Annotated in this window: 13 protein-coding genes; 12 read left to right on the top strand and 1 reads right to left on the bottom strand. The window is 71.2% G+C overall.

Annotation, left to right across the window (positions count from 1 at the left end; translation table 11 throughout):
- Nucleotides 1-20: 20 nt before the first annotated feature.
- The 12 genes from MYSTI_RS28010 (at nucleotide 21) to MYSTI_RS27960 (ending at nucleotide 13076) form a co-directional block, all read left to right on the top strand.
- The gene (locus MYSTI_RS28010) at nucleotides 21-455 is read left to right on the top strand and encodes a chemotaxis protein CheW (protein ID WP_015351181.1); all 435 of its coding nucleotides are present in this window, start codon (nucleotides 21-23) and stop codon (nucleotides 453-455) included.
- A gap of 3 nt (nucleotides 456-458) precedes the next feature.
- Nucleotides 459-830: a hypothetical protein gene (locus MYSTI_RS28005; protein WP_015351180.1), complete on the top strand. Its 372-nt coding sequence runs from the start codon at nucleotides 459-461 to the stop codon at nucleotides 828-830.
- Nucleotides 827-2617, top strand: a complete 1791-nt coding sequence (locus tag MYSTI_RS28000; RefSeq protein WP_015351179.1) for a methyl-accepting chemotaxis protein — start codon at nucleotides 827-829, stop codon at nucleotides 2615-2617. The genes MYSTI_RS28005 and MYSTI_RS28000 overlap by 4 nt, the downstream gene beginning before the upstream one ends.
- The gene (locus MYSTI_RS45405; RefSeq protein ID WP_015351178.1) at nucleotides 2614-4431 is read left to right on the top strand and encodes a methyl-accepting chemotaxis protein; all 1818 of its coding nucleotides are present in this window, start codon (nucleotides 2614-2616) and stop codon (nucleotides 4429-4431) included. The genes MYSTI_RS28000 and MYSTI_RS45405 overlap by 4 nt, the downstream gene beginning before the upstream one ends.
- Nucleotides 4428-7013 carry a hybrid sensor histidine kinase/response regulator gene (locus tag MYSTI_RS27990; RefSeq protein ID WP_015351177.1) on the top strand — a complete coding sequence of 862 codons (2586 nt, stop codon included), beginning with the start codon at nucleotides 4428-4430 and terminating at the stop codon, nucleotides 7011-7013. The genes MYSTI_RS45405 and MYSTI_RS27990 overlap by 4 nt, the downstream gene beginning before the upstream one ends.
- An 80-nt stretch (nucleotides 7014-7093) precedes the next feature.
- On the top strand, nucleotides 7094-8149 hold the full coding sequence (cheB, locus tag MYSTI_RS27985; RefSeq protein ID WP_015351176.1) for a chemotaxis-specific protein-glutamate methyltransferase CheB: 1056 nt from the start codon (nucleotides 7094-7096) through the stop codon (nucleotides 8147-8149).
- 67 nt (nucleotides 8150-8216) lie between these two features.
- On the top strand, nucleotides 8217-9518 hold the full coding sequence (locus tag MYSTI_RS27980; protein WP_044900685.1) for a CheR family methyltransferase: 1302 nt from the start codon (nucleotides 8217-8219) through the stop codon (nucleotides 9516-9518).
- A gap of 86 nt (nucleotides 9519-9604) precedes the next feature.
- On the top strand, nucleotides 9605-10453 hold the full coding sequence (locus MYSTI_RS27975; RefSeq protein ID WP_015351174.1) for a tetratricopeptide repeat protein: 849 nt from the start codon (nucleotides 9605-9607) through the stop codon (nucleotides 10451-10453).
- 2 nt (nucleotides 10454-10455) lie between these two features.
- On the top strand, nucleotides 10456-10581 hold the full coding sequence (locus MYSTI_RS45400) for a hypothetical protein (RefSeq protein WP_256443915.1): 126 nt from the start codon (nucleotides 10456-10458) through the stop codon (nucleotides 10579-10581).
- Between the two features lie 78 nt (nucleotides 10582-10659).
- Entirely contained in the window at nucleotides 10660-11592 is a 933-nt protein-coding gene (locus tag MYSTI_RS27970) for a metallophosphoesterase family protein (protein WP_015351172.1), read from the top strand.
- A 110-nt stretch (nucleotides 11593-11702) separates the two neighbouring features.
- Nucleotides 11703-11975, top strand: coding sequence for a 50S ribosomal protein L31 (gene rpmE / locus MYSTI_RS27965; RefSeq protein WP_015351171.1), 273 nt, complete (start codon nucleotides 11703-11705; stop codon nucleotides 11973-11975).
- 219 nt (nucleotides 11976-12194) lie between these two features.
- Nucleotides 12195-13076, top strand: coding sequence for a DNA-methyltransferase (locus MYSTI_RS27960; RefSeq protein ID WP_015351170.1), 882 nt, complete (start codon nucleotides 12195-12197; stop codon nucleotides 13074-13076).
- 31 nt (nucleotides 13077-13107) lie between these two features.
- Here MYSTI_RS27960 and MYSTI_RS27955 read toward each other — a convergent pair whose 3' ends face one another.
- Nucleotides 13108-14862, bottom strand: coding sequence for a M1 family metallopeptidase (locus MYSTI_RS27955; RefSeq protein ID WP_015351169.1), 1755 nt, complete (start codon nucleotides 14860-14862; stop codon nucleotides 13108-13110).
- Nucleotides 14863-14867 lie beyond the last annotated feature (5 nt).

Below are 14867 nucleotides of genomic sequence, written 5' to 3'. Positions count from 1 at the left end.
CTGGGGTAGGCTGTGCGCACATGGCCGTCCACGAGCCGGAAGCGCGTCAGTCCTATCTCGTCTTTGCCTGCGGCAGTAGCTGGTACGCGGTGCCCGCGGAGAGCGCGGCGGAGGTTGTCACCTTCCCCGAACTCACGCGGGTACCGGGCTCCCCGGCGCACCTGTTGGGCGTGTTCGCACACCGAGGAGAAGTCATCCCGGTGGTGGACATGGGCCTGCTGGTCGTCGGGGTGAGCCAATCCTCGCGGAGGGCCGTCCTGGTACGGCTCCCGCGTGGGACGCTGGCCCTCACGGCGACCACGGTGGCGGGTGTCTCCCCGGTGACGGGAGCGCTGGAGCCGCTGGGGTCCTCGGGCGTCCAGGTCCACCTGCGAGGCCCCGCCAAGAGTGGCCCCAGGGACGTGGCCGTCATCGACCCCGACGGGTTGTTCGACCATCTCAGCCAGGGGGCGTGAGCCATGGCCTCAGCCAGTCCCGTCCGGGGCATGCTGCTGTGCCATGCGGGCGCGCATCGGCTCGCCTTCGAGGCCCATGAAGTGGTCTCCATCACCTCGCCGGGTGGGGGGGACGCGGCCTCGGCCGCACTGGCCTTCCGGGCTCCGCCAGCGGCCTCCAGGGTGCTGGTGGCGACCTCGGGGGGCACGGTGGGGGTGGATGCGCTGGAGATCGACTCGGAGACGCACTGGCTGATGCCCGTGCCGGGGGTGGTGGCGGGTGCCTCGGGAGGGAGCTTGCGTGGCTTCGTCCTGGCGCGCGGAGAGCTCTGGCCGTTGCTGGGGCTGGCGGACTTCGAGCGCTTCTTGCGGAGGCTTCCCCGGGGGGCCGCATGACGGCGCCCCAGGACGTGCGAGGCCTGGCGCGGTGGCTGTCCCGTCCGGTGGCTCCCGTCAGCGCCCTGGGGATCTCCCTGGCGCTGCTGCACGGGTTGCTCGCGGAGGCGCTGCCGGCGGGGACGTGGTCTCGGTTCCTGCTGCTCGTCGCGGGCGTGGCGGCGCTGTCGCTCTGGCTCATCCACTGGCACGCGCGGCGCTCGCTGCGGGTGCTCCAGGGCGTGGGCGAGGGGCATGTGCCTCCCTCTCCGGAGAACCTGAAGGCGGCGCTGCTGGAGGCGCGAGGCTTCCCCGAGCGGTGTTTCTCCTTCGCGCTCCAGAGCTGGCTGATGGGCGCGCTGATGGTGGCCTGTGTCTTCCTCCCCTGGGTGGACGCGCCGCTGTCGCTGGGGCCTCGCATCATCCTGGTGGGAGCGTCGCTGGGCTCGCTGACCGCGCTGCTCATCTACCTGCTCGTGGTTCGCCGGTGCCGGGAGGCGGTGGAGCGGGTCGCCGCGCGGGGACTCTCGCCGCTGGAGGTGGTGGCCGCGGCGCCTCCCCGGCGGCTGCACATCCGCCGGCGCATGGTGCTCTTCACGGCCATCGCGGTGCTCACCCCGTCGCTCTTCATCCTCGACGCCACGGTGACGCGGGCCTCGCGGGCCATGGACGACGTGGTGTCGGCGCGCTCGCCGGGGGAGCAGGACGCGGCGCTGCGGCGGGCGGATGACGGGCGCGGGCTGGTGGTGGCGGGGCTGGTCGCGGTGCTGGTGCTCCTCACGGCGTACCTGGGGGGCACCGTCATCGCCGCCCCGCTGCGCGCCATCACCGAGGACGCCACGCGCATCGCCCAGGGAGACCTGCGCCCACCACGCGTCATCGCCGCGGAGGACGAGGTGTGGGCCATGTCCGCCGCCTTCGCGCAGATGCAGGCGCAGCTGGGGCAGGCGCTCATCCAGCTGCGGCGAGCCGGGCTCCAGATATCCACCACCACCGAGCAGTTGGTCGCCACCTCCGGCGAGCAGGAGTCGGGCGCGGATGAGCAGGCGAGCTCGCTCAACGTGACGAGTGCCACCACGGAGGAGCTGGCCCGCTCGGCGCAGCAGATCGCCGGCAACGCGGAGTCGGTGTCCACCATCGCCGAGTCGACCTTCGGTGCCGCGCAGTCGGGCCAGCGGGGCGCGGCGGCCTTCCTGGGCGCCATGCAGCGCATGAAGCAGGACAACCAGGCCATCGCCGATGCCGTGGTGCGGCTCAACAAGCGCGTGCAGCAGATTGGCAAGGTGGTGGAGTTCATCAACGAGATTGCCGACAAGTCGGACCTGCTGGCCCTCAACGCGGAGCTGGAGGGCACCAAGGCGGGCGAGGTGGGCCGAGGCTTCTCGCTGGTGGCCGCGGAGATGCGGCGCCTGGCGGAGAACGTCATCCGCTCCACCAAGGCCATCGAGCAGCTCATCGAGGAGATTCGCGACGCCACGCACGCCGCGGTGATGGCCACGGAGGCGGGGCTGAAGGCGATGGAGGCGGGCACGGTGCTGGCGGCCGAGGTGGATGAGAGCCTGAGCCTCATCCTGGAGCTGGCGCGGCAGACGTCGCACGCGGTGCGCAGCATCTCGCTCGCCACGCAGCAGCAGCAGACGGGCACCGACCAGCTCGCCGCGGCCATGGGGGACATCCTCCGGGTGACCGAGCAGAACTCGGCGGCGACCAAGCAGATGGCGGTGGCGAACGCGGACCTGTCCACGCTGGCGCGGGACCTCAAGCGCGTGGTGGAGCGCTTCCACGTCGCGGTGCGGGAGGAGGCATGAGCACGCGCGGAGGCGCTCGGAAGGCGTCGTTCAGCCGGCACCTGATGATGCCCATCCCCCTGGCGAACCTGGTGGGCGCGGGGCTGGGGCTTCACTACGCCCGGCTCACCCTGTCGGAGTCGCTCGCGGTGGACGGGCGCCTGTCCCTGCTCTTGCGGCTGGGGATGCTGCTGTGTGGCGTCGCCATGGTGATGGGGGCGGCGGCGGGGCTGAGCCGGCTGCGCACCCTGCGCGGGCTGGAGCGCGGGGATGTGGCGGCGACGCCCGAGTCACTGAAGGCCGCCGTGCTCGAGGTGACGCGGGCTCCCGACGAGGCGTTCCTCACGTCGCTGGGGTTGTGGCTGCTCACCACGGTGGGGCTGGGGGCGTCGCTGTGGGGCCTGGCGGGGGCGGACGCGGACATGTCCCGGCGCATCGCGGGGCTGGGGTTCTTGTTCGGCCCGCTGACGTCGCTGCTGGTCCACTGTCTGGTCATCCTCCGCTCGCGCCAGGTGGTGCTGTGGCTGGGGGAGCTGGGCATGACGCATGCGCAGCTCATCGCGGCGATGCCTCGGCGGGCGGAGATTCGGGCGCGGCTGGTGGCGTTCGGCTTCATCTCCGTGGTGACGCCGGCGGTGCTGTCGGTGCAGCTCTCCTCGGCGCTGGGGGAGCGGGCGCTGGACCGGCTGGTGGCGAACGGGGCTCCGACGGCGGAGCTGGCGTCGACGCTGCGGCTGGAGGCGCTGGCTTCGGGCGGGCCGTTGGTGTTGCTCGTCTTCGGGCTCGCGCTGACGACGGCGTACCTGGGGGGCACGTTGCTGGGGCGGCCCCTGCGCGAGCTGTCGAACGAGGCCCGGCGCATCGCGGAGGGCGACCTGGCCAGTCCTCGCGTGGTGCCCGCGGAGGATGAAATCTGGGACGTGTCGGCCGCCTTCACCACGATGCGCGCGCACCTGGCGGACGTCATGTCGCAGCTCCAGCGCGCGGGGGCGCAGATCTCCGCGACCACGGAGGAGATTCTCACCACGTCGGGGCGCTACGAGGCGGGGGCCGCGGAGCAGGCGAGCTCGCTGGACGAGACGAGCGCGACGACGGAGGAGCTGGCGCGCTCGGCTCGGCAGATCGCGGAGAACGCGGGCTCGGTGGCGCAAATCGCTCAGCGCACGCTGGGGGCGGCGCAGCAGGGGCAGCGCAGCGCGGAGTCGTTCCTGGGGTCGATGGAGCGGATGCGCCAGGACAACGTGGCCATCGCCTCCGCGGTGGTGCGCCTCAACAAGCGCGTGCAGCAGATTGGGAAGATTGTCGCGTTCATCAATGGCGTGGCGGACAAGTCGGACCTGCTCGCCCTGAATGCCGAGCTGGAGGGCACCAAGGCGGCCGACGTGGGCCGAGGCTTCTCGCTGGTGGCCGCGGAGATGCGGCGGCTGGCGGAGAACGTGCTGGAGTCCACCAAGGAAATCGAGGGGCTCATCGAGGAGGTGCGTGAGGCCTCGGCGGCGGCGGTCTCCGCGACGGAAGGGGGCGTGAAGGCGGTGGAGACGGGGACCACGCTGGCGCAGCAGGTGTCGGAGTCGCTGCGGCAAATCACCCGGCTGGCGGGGAAGACGTCGGACGCCGTGCGCAGCATCTCGCTTGCCACGCAGCAGCAGCAGACGGGCACCGACCAGCTCGCGGAGACGATGGCGGACATCCTCCGCATCACGCAGCAGAGCCTCAATGCGACGAAGCAGGTGAGCTCGGCCAACACGGACCTGTTGGTGTTGGCGAGAGACCTGCGGGAGGTGGTGGAGCGGTTCCAGATTGGACGCGAGACGCTGCGGGAGGAGGGCGGGTGAACCCGAGCGAGCGCCTCCTCAGGCAGTTCCGGGACCTGGTGACGGTGCGTCTGGAGCGCATCAACCGGGCGCTCATGGAGTTGGAGGCGGGGGCGAACGTGGAGTCCGGGCGCGGGGCGCTGCGCGAGCTGCACGGGCTCAAGGGCGAGGCCCGGATGATGGGCTTCGACGACATCAACTCGCTGGTGCACGAGATGGAAGAGCTCGTGCGCTGCGCGGAGCCCAAGCGCTACCTGCTGTCCGCCGACTCCACGGATGCGCTGCTGAGCGCGGCGGATGCGGTGTTGCTGCTGTCGGGTGCGCCGCCGTCCTCGGGGACGACTTCGCCTGAAGTGGAGCGGCTGGTCGGGTGGCTCCAGGCGTGCATCCGCGCGGAGGCGGAGCGCCTGCCGCCCGGAGCGGCCGCACCCGAGGGAGGCGAGGCCAAGGCGAGGGACCTGAGTGCGTCGTCGGCCGCGCTCGCGCGCGCGGCGTCCGTGGGGGCCGAGGCGAAGCGCGTGGCTCCGCAGGGCGAAGGGGCAGGGGGGACGAGTGTCGAGCCTCCGGTTCAAGGCGAGCCAGGGACAGGCCCGGGACTCGGTCGCAAAGGCGGCATCGACGACGACGCTCGTCGAGCACGCGTGGTGGAGGGTGGTGGTGGGACGGCACGTGCTGGGACCATCCCTCCTGTCGTCACGCCGCGAAGCGAGGCGGGCGTTTCACTGACGACTCCAGGCACGTCGACGACGGCCGCGACGCGGGGCTGGCCCTCCGCGCCGAGAGCGGAGGCGACGCCCGCGCGAGGAACCCCAGCCCTGCCCGGCGCGGGGCTCCTGCTCACGACGACCCCCGTGTCCTCCCCGGGCGCGCGCACGTCCGCCACGAAGGCACACTCCGTCCCGAGGCAACCCGAGACGCGCCTGGACGCCGTGCGCATCGACGTGGCGAGCCTGGACCTGTTGACGAGCGCCGTGACGAACCTCTCCCAGATTGCGCGGCGGCGCGAGCGGGCCCACGCTCGACGGCTGGCCCTGGCCCGAGAGCTGGGACAGCTGGCTCGCGAAGCCGAGGACCTGGGGCCCGCCGCGGCGGCGCTGGTGGCGCGGCTGGGCACGGCCAAGGAGCTCGCCGCCGACCTCCACCGCGAATCCAAGCTCCTGTCCAACGAGGAGCTGAGAGACCTGGGGCAAGTCGTCGAAGAGGTGCAGGGCCTCCGGATGCTCCCGCTCTCCGTCCTCTTCGAGCCCTACCCGCGCATGGTCCGCGACCTCTCGCGCGCCCTGGGCAAGGAGGTGGAACTCGTCGTCGACGGCGAGGACACCCGCGCGGACCGGGCCGTCGTCGAAGCCTTGCGCGAGCCGCTCATGCACCTGGTGCGCAACGCCCTGGACCACGGCCTGGAGACCCGCGTCGACCGGGTGACCTCGGGAAAGCACCCGCGAGGCTGCCTCACGCTGCGCGCCGCGCGTGAGGGGAGTCGCATCATCCTCCGCGTCGAGGACGACGGCCTGGGCCTGGACCCCGCGGAGCTGCGCCGGGTGGCCGTCCGCCGGGGCATCCTCGACGAGAGCGCCGCCAACGCCCTCTCCGACGCCGCCACCCGTGAGCTCATCTTCCTGCCCGGCTTCACCTCCCGGGACGTCGTCACCGACCTGTCAGGCCGGGGCGTGGGGCTGGACGCGGTGCGCGCCTCCGTCCAGGGCCTGGGCGGGGATGTGGGCGTGGAGTCCGCCCCGGGCTGGGGCACCATCTTCGAGCTGCGCGTCCCCGTCTCCCTCACCGTGGCCCCCCTGCTCTTCGTCCAGGTGGGCCACGAGACACTCGCGCTGAGCGCCACCCACGTCTCCCGCGCCCTCAAGGTGGAGCCCCTGCACCTGTGCGAGGTGGCCGGCCGGCCCGCGCTCCTCGTGGAGGGGAGGGTGTTGCCCCTGGCCTCCCTGGGGGCGCTCCTGGGCCTCTCCCCGGAGCGGGAGGTGCGCGAGGGGGAGCTCGTCCTCGTGGTCCGAAGCCAGAGCGGGGCCGCCGCCGTCGTGGTGGACCGGGTGCTGGAGGAGCGCGTCCAGGCCATCCTCCCCCTGCGAGGCGTCCTCGCGCGCTTCGCCCACCTCACCGGGGCCACGTCCCTGGCGGACGGCCGGCTCGCGATGGTGCTGTCCGCCGCCTACCTCACGGCCAGCGCCCACGGGACATCCCCGGTGAAGCTGCCCCGCTCGACACCCGTGGAGCCCGAGTCCCGGCGCCGCCGGGTCCTGGTCGTGGACGACTCCCCGCTCACCCGGGAGCTCATCTCCAGCCTCCTGGAGGCGGTGGGGTACGACACCGTGGTGGCGGGCGATGGGGCGGAGGCGCTGGACGTGCTGGAGGGCCCTCCGGTGGACCTCGTCGTCACGGACCTGGAGATGCCGGGCATGGACGGGCTGGAGCTGACCCGGCGCCTCAAGGGGCATCCCACCCAGTCCCGGCTGCCCGTCGTCATCCTCACCACGCGTGGTGGCGAGGAGGACCGGCGGCGTGGGCTCTCGGCGGGGGCGGACGGCTACATCACCAAGGGGGACCTGGTGCGCCAGGACCTGGTGGATGTGGTGGGGCGACTGCTGTCCTGAAGGCAGTTCGCGCAACCTCCTGAGGACAGGACAGTGCATTGGCTATACTCGGCGCCTCGCGCACGGGGTATGGACAGGGCATGGGCAAGAAAGTGTCGGTGCTGGTGGTCGATGACTCACTCATCTGCCGACAGCTCATCTGCGAGGCGCTGAGCAAGGACCCCGACATCGAGGTGGTCGGTTCCTGCGCGGACGGCAAGCAGGCCGTGGAGATGACCAAGGAGCTGCGTCCCCACGTCATCACCATGGACGTGGACATGCCCGTCATGGACGGGCTCACGGCCACCGAGCACATCATGGCCGAGTGCCCCACGCCCATCCTGGTGCTGACGGCGGATCCTCGCTCGCAGGCGCCGGAGCTGACGTATCGGGCGCTGGAACTGGGCGCGCTCGCGCTGCAGATAAAGCCCGCCATCGACGCCGGCCCCGAGGCGTGGAACCTGGTGCGGGAGATCAAGCTGCTCTCCTCGGTGCGCGTCATCCGCCACCTGCGCCGTCCCCAGAAGGGCATCACCCCGCCGCGCGTGACGACGTCCGTGCTGCCCGCGGTGTCCATGGGCGTGGTGGTGGTGGCCGCCAGCACCGGCGGGCCCCAGGTCCTCTACCGGATGCTCTCGGAGCTGCCCGCGGACTTCCCCGCGCCCATCGTCATCGTCCAGCACATCAACGCCGCCTTCGCCGAGTCGCTCGCGGGCTGGCTCGCCAACGCCAGCCGGCTGAAGGTGCGGCTGGCGCAGGACGGCGAGCCCTTGATGCCGGGCCATGTGCTCATCGCCCCGCCGGGGCAGCACACCATGATTCCCTTCCGGGGCCGGGTGGCGCTCAAGGCCGGCGTGGAGCGGGACGGACACATGCCGTCGGGGACGACGCTGCTGGAGAGCGCGGCCCGGACGTATGGCCGGCGCGCGGTGGGCCTGGTGCTCACGGGCATGGGCGCCGATGGCGCGGAGGGACTGTTGGCCATCCGCCAGGCGGGAGGCCTGACGCTGGCGCAGAACGAGGAGTCCTGCGTCGTGTTCGGCATGCCGGGCGCGGCGGTGGAGCGCAAGGCGGTGGACCACCTCATCCACGGAGACGAAGTCGCCGCCTCGCTGGCGCGGCTGGCCCGGGGTGAGTCGCTCGCAGTGGGGCGCTGAGCCGCCGGTGCGGGCCTCGGGTGGGCAATGGGCCTCCGTGCGCGCCTTCCTCACGGCGCGTACGGGCATGGCGTTGAGCGGCCCCCAGATTCGACGGCTGGATGATCGCCTCGCGGAGCGGTGCCGAGGCCTCACGCCGCACCAATACCTCGCGTTCCTCAAGTCCCCGACGGGCGCGGCGGACCTGGAGGGCCTCATCTCCGCGGTGGTGGTGAACAAGACGGACCTCTTCCGCGACGAGGTGCAGCTCAACGACTTCCGGGACCACGTCCTCGCGCCGCTGGTCGCGAGGGCGGGAGGGCGGCCCCTGCGCCTGTGGAGCGCGGGCTGCTCCACGGGGGAGGAGGTGGCCACGCTGCTGATGCTGCTGGCCGAGTCCGGCGCCAGTCCTGGGAGCAGCGTGCTGGGCACGGACATCTCCGAGGCGGCGCTGCGGCGTGCGTGCTCGCTGTCGTTCACCCCGGAGCAACTGCGCCGGGTGCCCGCGGGGCCGCGCGAGCGCTACTTCATGCCCAAGGGCTCGCGGCTGGCGCTGGTGTCGGCGCTGCGAGAGCGCGCGAGCTTCCAGGTCCACAACCTGATGGACGCGCCGTACCCCCGGCCGCCGGAGGAGGGTGGCTTCGACGTCGTCTTCTGCCGCAACGTCCTCATCTACTTCACGGTGGAGTCCTTCCATCGGACGGTGGCGGCGCTGGCGGACAGCCTGGTGCCGGGCGGGACGTTGGTGTTGTCCTCGTCGGAGCCGCTGCTCCAGGTGCCCCCGACGCTGAGCGTGGTGCGCACGACCTCCGCCTTCTTCCATGTCCGGGTGGGGGGACCTCGGAGCGGGGAGGGGACCGCGGCGCCTCGGGACTCCCGCTCGGCCTGGGAGGTGGCGCGGCCCCAGGACGGTGCCTCCGTCGGGGGAACACGCGGACCCGCGGGGAGCGATGCACCGGCCCCGAGCGAGGACCCGCGCCCTTCCTCGGGGCGAGCGGACGCCTCGTCGACTCCAGGAGGACGAAGCCCCGAGGGGCCGGCCGAGCCCGGTCACACGCTGGCCTCCGCCGCGGCCTTCACCGAGGCGGACCTGCTCTTCGCCTGTGTGCTGGATGGAGCCTCGTCGGGGGCCTCGGACGCGGCCGCGGAGCGGGACTTGCGGCGGTGTCTCTCACTGGACCCGGATCACGCCGCCGCGCGGTACCTGCTGGGGCTGCTGCTGGAGCAGTGCCGCCGCCCCCTCGACGCGGCCGTGGAGTATCGCCGGGCCCTGGTGTCCCTGGAGGAAGGCCGCTCGCGCCCCGTCCCGTTCTTCCTCAACCCCAGCCGCCTGCGCGTGGCGTGTGCCCACGCCGCCGGACGCCTGGAGCCCCTGGGCGGGACTCGCTGACGAAGCAGGCGAGCGGGTTGGGAAGTCGAATTCCGGACGCGAGAAGTCCGGACGGGGCGGCGATTTGGCCGTAAGATGCCGACCCCATGCGAAGGCTCGTCCTGCTCGCCCTGCTCGTGGCGCTCCCTGGTTGTTTCTATCCCGCCGACCGCGGCCGCGCCCTCGAGGCGAAGGTCGACCGTCTCGGCGCCGACTCCGCGCAGATGCAGGCGGAGCTGAAGGAGGCGCGCGAGCAGCTCGCCGCCACCTTGCCGAAAATCGACGAGAAGGTCGCCGAGGTCACCAAGGCCCTCGACGGCTTGGACACCGCCGCGCGCCGCAAGGACGCGGACATCGGCATCCAGCTCCAGAAGACCATGGAGGACCTCTCCCAGCTCCGCGGTCAGGTGGAGACGTACGTCCACAAAATTACCGAGCTGGAGACGGCCCTCGGCGCGCAGGACCAGAAGCTGCTCGCCCTGCAGGGCGCCGCCGCCGTGAAGGAGGCCGAGGCCAAGAAGAAGGCCGAGGAGCTCAAGCGCCCCGACAACCCCAAGGACTTCCTCGCGCTCGCGCGGGAGAAGGCCAAGGCCGGTGAGGTCCTCGTCGCCCGTCAGCTCTTCACCGAGCTGATGAAGAAGTGGACCAAGGACCCGCTGGTGGGCGAGGCCCACTACGGCCTGGGCGAGACGTACCTCTCCGAGTCCAAGTGCCGCGAGGCCCTCTTCGAGTACGGCAAGGTGGTGCAGGACCACCCGAAGACGCCGTCCGCGCCGGATGCGTACCTGCGCTCCTCGGAGTGCTTCGCCCAGCTCAAGATGCGCGATGAGTCGCGCATGGCGCTCGAGGAGCTCGTGAAGAGCTACCCCAAGTCCGGCGCCGCCAAGACGGCCAAGGAGCGCATCGCGGAGCTGGACAAGTCCAAGACTCCTCCGAAGAAGGGAGGCAAGAAGTGAGCATGCGTTCCCCGCGGCTCGCCGCGCTGGCGTTCTGGCTCCTGCCCCTGGTGGCGGGCGCCGCGCCCAAGCAGCTCGTGCTGCTCTTCACCGGAGACAATGGGGGCGAAATCGCCCCCTGTGGTTGACGACACAACCCGTCTGGCGGTCTGGCCAGACGAAAAGTCGCGATAGAGCAAGAGCGCTCCAAGGGCGTACCGCTCTTGGTGTTGGATGCGGGCAACGCACTCTTCAGGAGCCGGGACAGCGGTGAGGCCCCGGATGCCCGTGCACGCGCGGAGCTGCTGCTCGCGCAGATGGAGGCACAAGGCACCGTCGCCATGGCGGTGGGCACCCGGGACCTGGGGCTGGGCGTGGACTTCCTGCGCAAGCAGACGCGCAAGTCCAAGCTGAAGCTGCTGTCCGCGAACCTGGTGGATGCGCAGGGCAAGCTCCTGTTCCCCGCGTCGCTGGTGACGCAGGTGGGCGGGTTCAAGGTGGGCGTCGTGGGCGCCTCGCCCGCGAAGGCCGAGCCGGAGCCCCTGGACCCCCCCGTCAAGGGCAAGACGCTCGGGACGCGGCGGGGGCTGCCCGTCGCGCCCGCGGTGGTCGCCGAGGCGAAGCGGCTGCGCCAGCAGGAGCACGTGGACCTGGTGGTGCTGCTCGCCGCCGTGCCCTACGACGAGCTGCTCCAACTGGCCAGTGGCCTGGACGGCGTGGACTTCGTCCTCCAGTCCCATGACGGCCGGGGCTCGGGCATCTCGCAGCGGGTGGGGATGACCACGCTGCTGCAGCCCGGGGAGCGCGGCCGGCAGGTCGCGAAGCTGGAGCTGTCCATCAACGGCCCTGGCCGCTTCACGGACATCTCCGAGCAGGCGCGCGCCAAGGACCAGCTTCGCCTGGTGGAGTCCAACCTCGCCCGGGCGAAGGAGCGCAGCGCCCAGTCGAAGGACCCGGCGCAGAAGGCGGCGCTCGACTCGGCGGTCGCCAGCCTGGAGGCCCGCCGCACCGCCCTGCGGAAAACAGCATCCGAGGGCGCAACCCCGGCGCCCCGGACGCATCTACTGTCCTACATTCAGCTTGGACCTGACGTGCCGGGAGATCCGGCCGTCCAGAAGGCGGTGGAGCGCATCGAGCCCCCGGGCTCGAGCGCCCACTGAGCCGTGCCAGGCTTGTGCCCCGGTCGGCGCGCCGTTATAAGCGCCGGCCACTGTCAGTGTCGGACCTCCTAGCCGTTGGCGGCTGGGGGCAAGGCACTTTGGAGAGCGTCATGAAGCCGGAAATGCACCCTGTCTACCCGCCGGCCCGCATCACCTGTGCGTGCGGGAACGTCGTCGAGACCCACTCCACCCGCGGCTCGTTCTCGGTGGAAGTCTGCTCGAACTGCCACCCCTTCTTCACGGGCAAGTACAAGCTCATGGACACGGCGGGCCGTATCGACCGCTTCCGCAAGAAGTACGCGGCCAACCCGGCGAAGGACGCCGCTGCTCCCGCCGAGGGCGCCGCTGCCCCCGCCAAGGGTGGCAAGAAGGCCAAGGCCTGATTCCAGGCTGTCGCCGCGCTTCACATCACAGTGAGAAGCAGCACCGTCGAGCAGGGTGACGGAGGGCCTCCAGAAGAGGCGCTCCCGCCCTGCTCGCGGCGCTTCTACGACCTGAGTCACCCGTCAAGTTTCAGGGTGCTACAGGCCAATAATTAGACGTAGCACCCAGGTGACTGCACAGTCCGCCGCGTCCCAGCCGAAGAGTCTGACGGAGGCGAGATGTTCGCGGAAGCTGCTGCCCAAAACCTGAAGGTTGTCCGCCGTTCCCTGAGCGAGAACGTGCACGCGAAGGGCGACGCCTGGACGCTCCTGCGCGGGGACAGCCTGGAGCTTCTGCAGCAGTTCGAGCCCCAGACCTTCGACATGATTTTCGCGGACCCGCCGTACTTCCTCTCCAACGGGGGGACCACCTGCAAGGGGGGCAAGCGCGTGTCCGTGCAGAAGGGCAACTGGGACGTGTCGCGCGGGGTGGAGGAGGACCATGCCTTCACCACGGCGTGGCTCGCCGCCTGCCAGCGCCTGCTCAAGCCCACCGGCACGCTCTGGGTGAGCGGCACGCAGCACGTCATCTTCAACGCCGGCTTCGCGATGCAGAAGCTCGGCTACAAGCTCCTCAACACCGTCACCTGGTTCAAGCCCAACGCGAGCCCCAACCTGGCGTGCCGCTACTTCACGCACTCCACGGAGCTGCTCATCTGGGCCTCCCCCAAGTCGGGCGGCAAGCTCCAGCACGTCTTCAACTACTCGAAGATGAAGGCGGACAACGGCGGCAAGCAGATGCGCGACGCCTGGGTGCTGCCTCCCTCCGGCGACGCGGAAGTCACCGCGGACGGCGAGGGCCGGCTGTGGACGCTCACCGTCCCGCGCGGCGGCGAGGAGAAGGCCTTCGGCAGCCACCCCACGCAGAAGCCCGTGGCCCTGCTGGAGCGCATCATCGAGGCGAGCACCCCTGAGGACGCGCTCATCCTGGACCCCTTCAACGGCAGCGGCACCACGGGCGTGGCCGCCCTCAAGCTGAACCGCCGCTACGTGGGCATCGACATGGATGCGAAGTACCTGGAGCTCTCCGAGAAGCGGCTCAAGGCCGTCTCCTCGAAGTAGCTCCGGTGTCCCTTCCGTCCCGCGCGCTGGCTCAGGCGCGGGACAGGATGAGCTCCACGCCCTGCCGGGCGATGGGGTGGTAGCGCTCCCCGTACTGCTTGAAGAGCGAGCGCGCCAGACCCCGGTGCTCGCGGGACGCGCTGAGCACGCCGTACAAGGGCTTGAGGTACTTCATGCGGCCCACCTCGCCCAGGAACGCCTCCGTGCGGCCCACCGCCGGCTCCCAGCCCGCGCGCAGCGCCGCCACGAGCCACGCCACCAGCACCTCCGAGTTGCGGCTCCGCGTGAGGCCGAAGCGCTCGTCGAGCTGCCGGAACAGGTCCTTGGACGCGTCCGCCGGCATCCACTCCAGGAAGAGCTGCCACTCCGCGGGCGTCCAGTCCTTCACCGCGTCGACGGATGGCACCGTGCCGCGCAAGCGCTGCAAGGCCTCCAGCCGCCGAGAGCGGGGCGCGGGGGCGCTGACGGGCACGCCCGGACGGCGCAGGTACGCCTCCGCGTTGACCCGGTTGAGCACCCCGGGCAGCTCCCGCTCCGTGAAGGCGATGAACTCCTCGGTGGTGAGGGCCTTGAAGCGGTACGTGGCCAGGTAGCTGCGCAGGAAGCCGTCGAACTTCTCGCGGCCCACGGCGTCCTCCATGGCGCGGAGGAACAGGTAGCCCTTCTCGTACGGAATCTGGGAGAAGGCCTCGTCCGGGTCCACGCCCGTCAGGTGCGTGCGCAGCGCCGTCAGGTGCGGGTGCTCGCGGAAGTGGTGCAGGGCCTCGTCCAGGGCCCGCCTGCCCAGCGCGGCGTGCAGGGCGGCGACTTCCTGCCCGGCCAGCGCCTCCAGGATGCGGCGCTCGGCGAAGACGGTGAAGCCCTCGTTGAGCCAGAAGTGCTCCGCGGAGGCATTCGTGACGAGGTTGCCCGTCCACGAGTGCGCCAGCTCATGCGCCACCACGTTGACCAGGCTCTTGTCCCCGGCAATCAGCGTGGGCGTGAGGAACGTCAGCCGCGGGTTCTCCATGCCGCCGTAGGGGAACGACGGGGGCATGGTGAGCAAATCGAACCGCTCCCAGTCATACGGCCCGAAGAGGGACTCGGCGGCGCGCAGCATGTCGTCCACGCCGGAGAACTCCTCCGCCGCGTCCTCGAGTTGCTCCGGCTCCGCCCACACGCGGGAGCGCGGGCCCAGCTCCTTCGGCGCCAGGCTCCCCACCGCGAAGGCCAGCAGGTAGGGCGGCACCGGCTGCGGCATCTCGTACTGCTCCTCCGCCTCCACGCCGTGCTCCTCGCGCCGCACGAAGCTGGCCGCCATGACGGCCTTGAGCGCCTTGGGCACGCGCAGCGCCGCGCGGTACCGGATGCGGATGCGAGGCGTGTCCTGCAGCGGCACCACGCTGCGCGCGTGAATCGCCTGGCATTGGCTGTAGAGGAACGGGTGCTGCCCACCCGCCGTCTGCGAAGGTGTCAGCCACTGGAGCGCGCTGGCCGTAGGAGACGTGCGGTAGTGCACGGTCAATTGCCGCACGCCCGCAGGCAGCTCCACCCGCAGCCGGCTCCCCAGGATGGGCTCGGGAGGTGCCAGCATGTAGGGCAAGGGGCGACCCCCAGCGTCTACGACTCTGAGAATCTCCAGGTCCCGCGTGTCCAAATCCAGAGGGCCGGCGGATGCTTCCTTGAGCGTCAACGTGGCTTCGGCGTGGAGTCTCCTTGTGTGGAAGTCCACTCGGGCCTTCCAGTCCAGGGTTTCCGTCTCGGGCTGCGTGCTGTCGTTGTAGGAGTGCGGGTCGGGGCGAGCCATGGAAG

The organism is Myxococcus stipitatus DSM 14675 (assembly GCF_000331735.1).
Taxonomy (GTDB): domain Bacteria; phylum Myxococcota; class Myxococcia; order Myxococcales; family Myxococcaceae; genus Myxococcus; species Myxococcus stipitatus.
The sequence above is the reverse complement of the archived record's forward strand: the minus strand, read 5'-3'. Positions and strand labels throughout refer to the sequence as shown.

What these genes read in the sequence shown, in the direction of transcription:
- MYSTI_RS28010 (WP_015351181.1), top strand. Translation starts at nt 21, where the DNA reads ATGGCCGTCCACGAGCCGGAAGCGCGTCAGTCCTATCTCGTCTTTGCC.
- MYSTI_RS28005 (WP_015351180.1), top strand. Translation starts at nt 459, where the DNA reads ATGGCCTCAGCCAGTCCCGTCCGGGGCATGCTGCTGTGCCATGCGGGC.
- MYSTI_RS28000 (WP_015351179.1), top strand. Translation starts at nt 827, where the DNA reads ATGACGGCGCCCCAGGACGTGCGAGGCCTGGCGCGGTGGCTGTCCCGT.
- MYSTI_RS45405 (WP_015351178.1), top strand. Translation starts at nt 2,614, where the DNA reads ATGAGCACGCGCGGAGGCGCTCGGAAGGCGTCGTTCAGCCGGCACCTG.
- cheB (WP_015351176.1), top strand. Translation starts at nt 7,094, where the DNA reads ATGGGCAAGAAAGTGTCGGTGCTGGTGGTCGATGACTCACTCATCTGC.
- MYSTI_RS27980 (WP_044900685.1), top strand. Translation starts at nt 8,217, where the DNA reads ATGGCGTTGAGCGGCCCCCAGATTCGACGGCTGGATGATCGCCTCGCG.
- MYSTI_RS27975 (WP_015351174.1), top strand. Translation starts at nt 9,605, where the DNA reads ATGCGAAGGCTCGTCCTGCTCGCCCTGCTCGTGGCGCTCCCTGGTTGT.
- MYSTI_RS45400 (WP_256443915.1), top strand. Translation starts at nt 10,456, where the DNA reads ATGCGTTCCCCGCGGCTCGCCGCGCTGGCGTTCTGGCTCCTGCCCCTG.
- rpmE (WP_015351171.1), top strand. Translation starts at nt 11,703, where the DNA reads ATGAAGCCGGAAATGCACCCTGTCTACCCGCCGGCCCGCATCACCTGT.
- MYSTI_RS27960 (WP_015351170.1), top strand. Translation starts at nt 12,195, where the DNA reads ATGTTCGCGGAAGCTGCTGCCCAAAACCTGAAGGTTGTCCGCCGTTCC.
- MYSTI_RS27955 (WP_015351169.1), bottom strand. Translation starts at nt 14,862, where the DNA reads ATGGCTCGCCCCGACCCGCACTCCTACAACGACAGCACGCAGCCCGAG.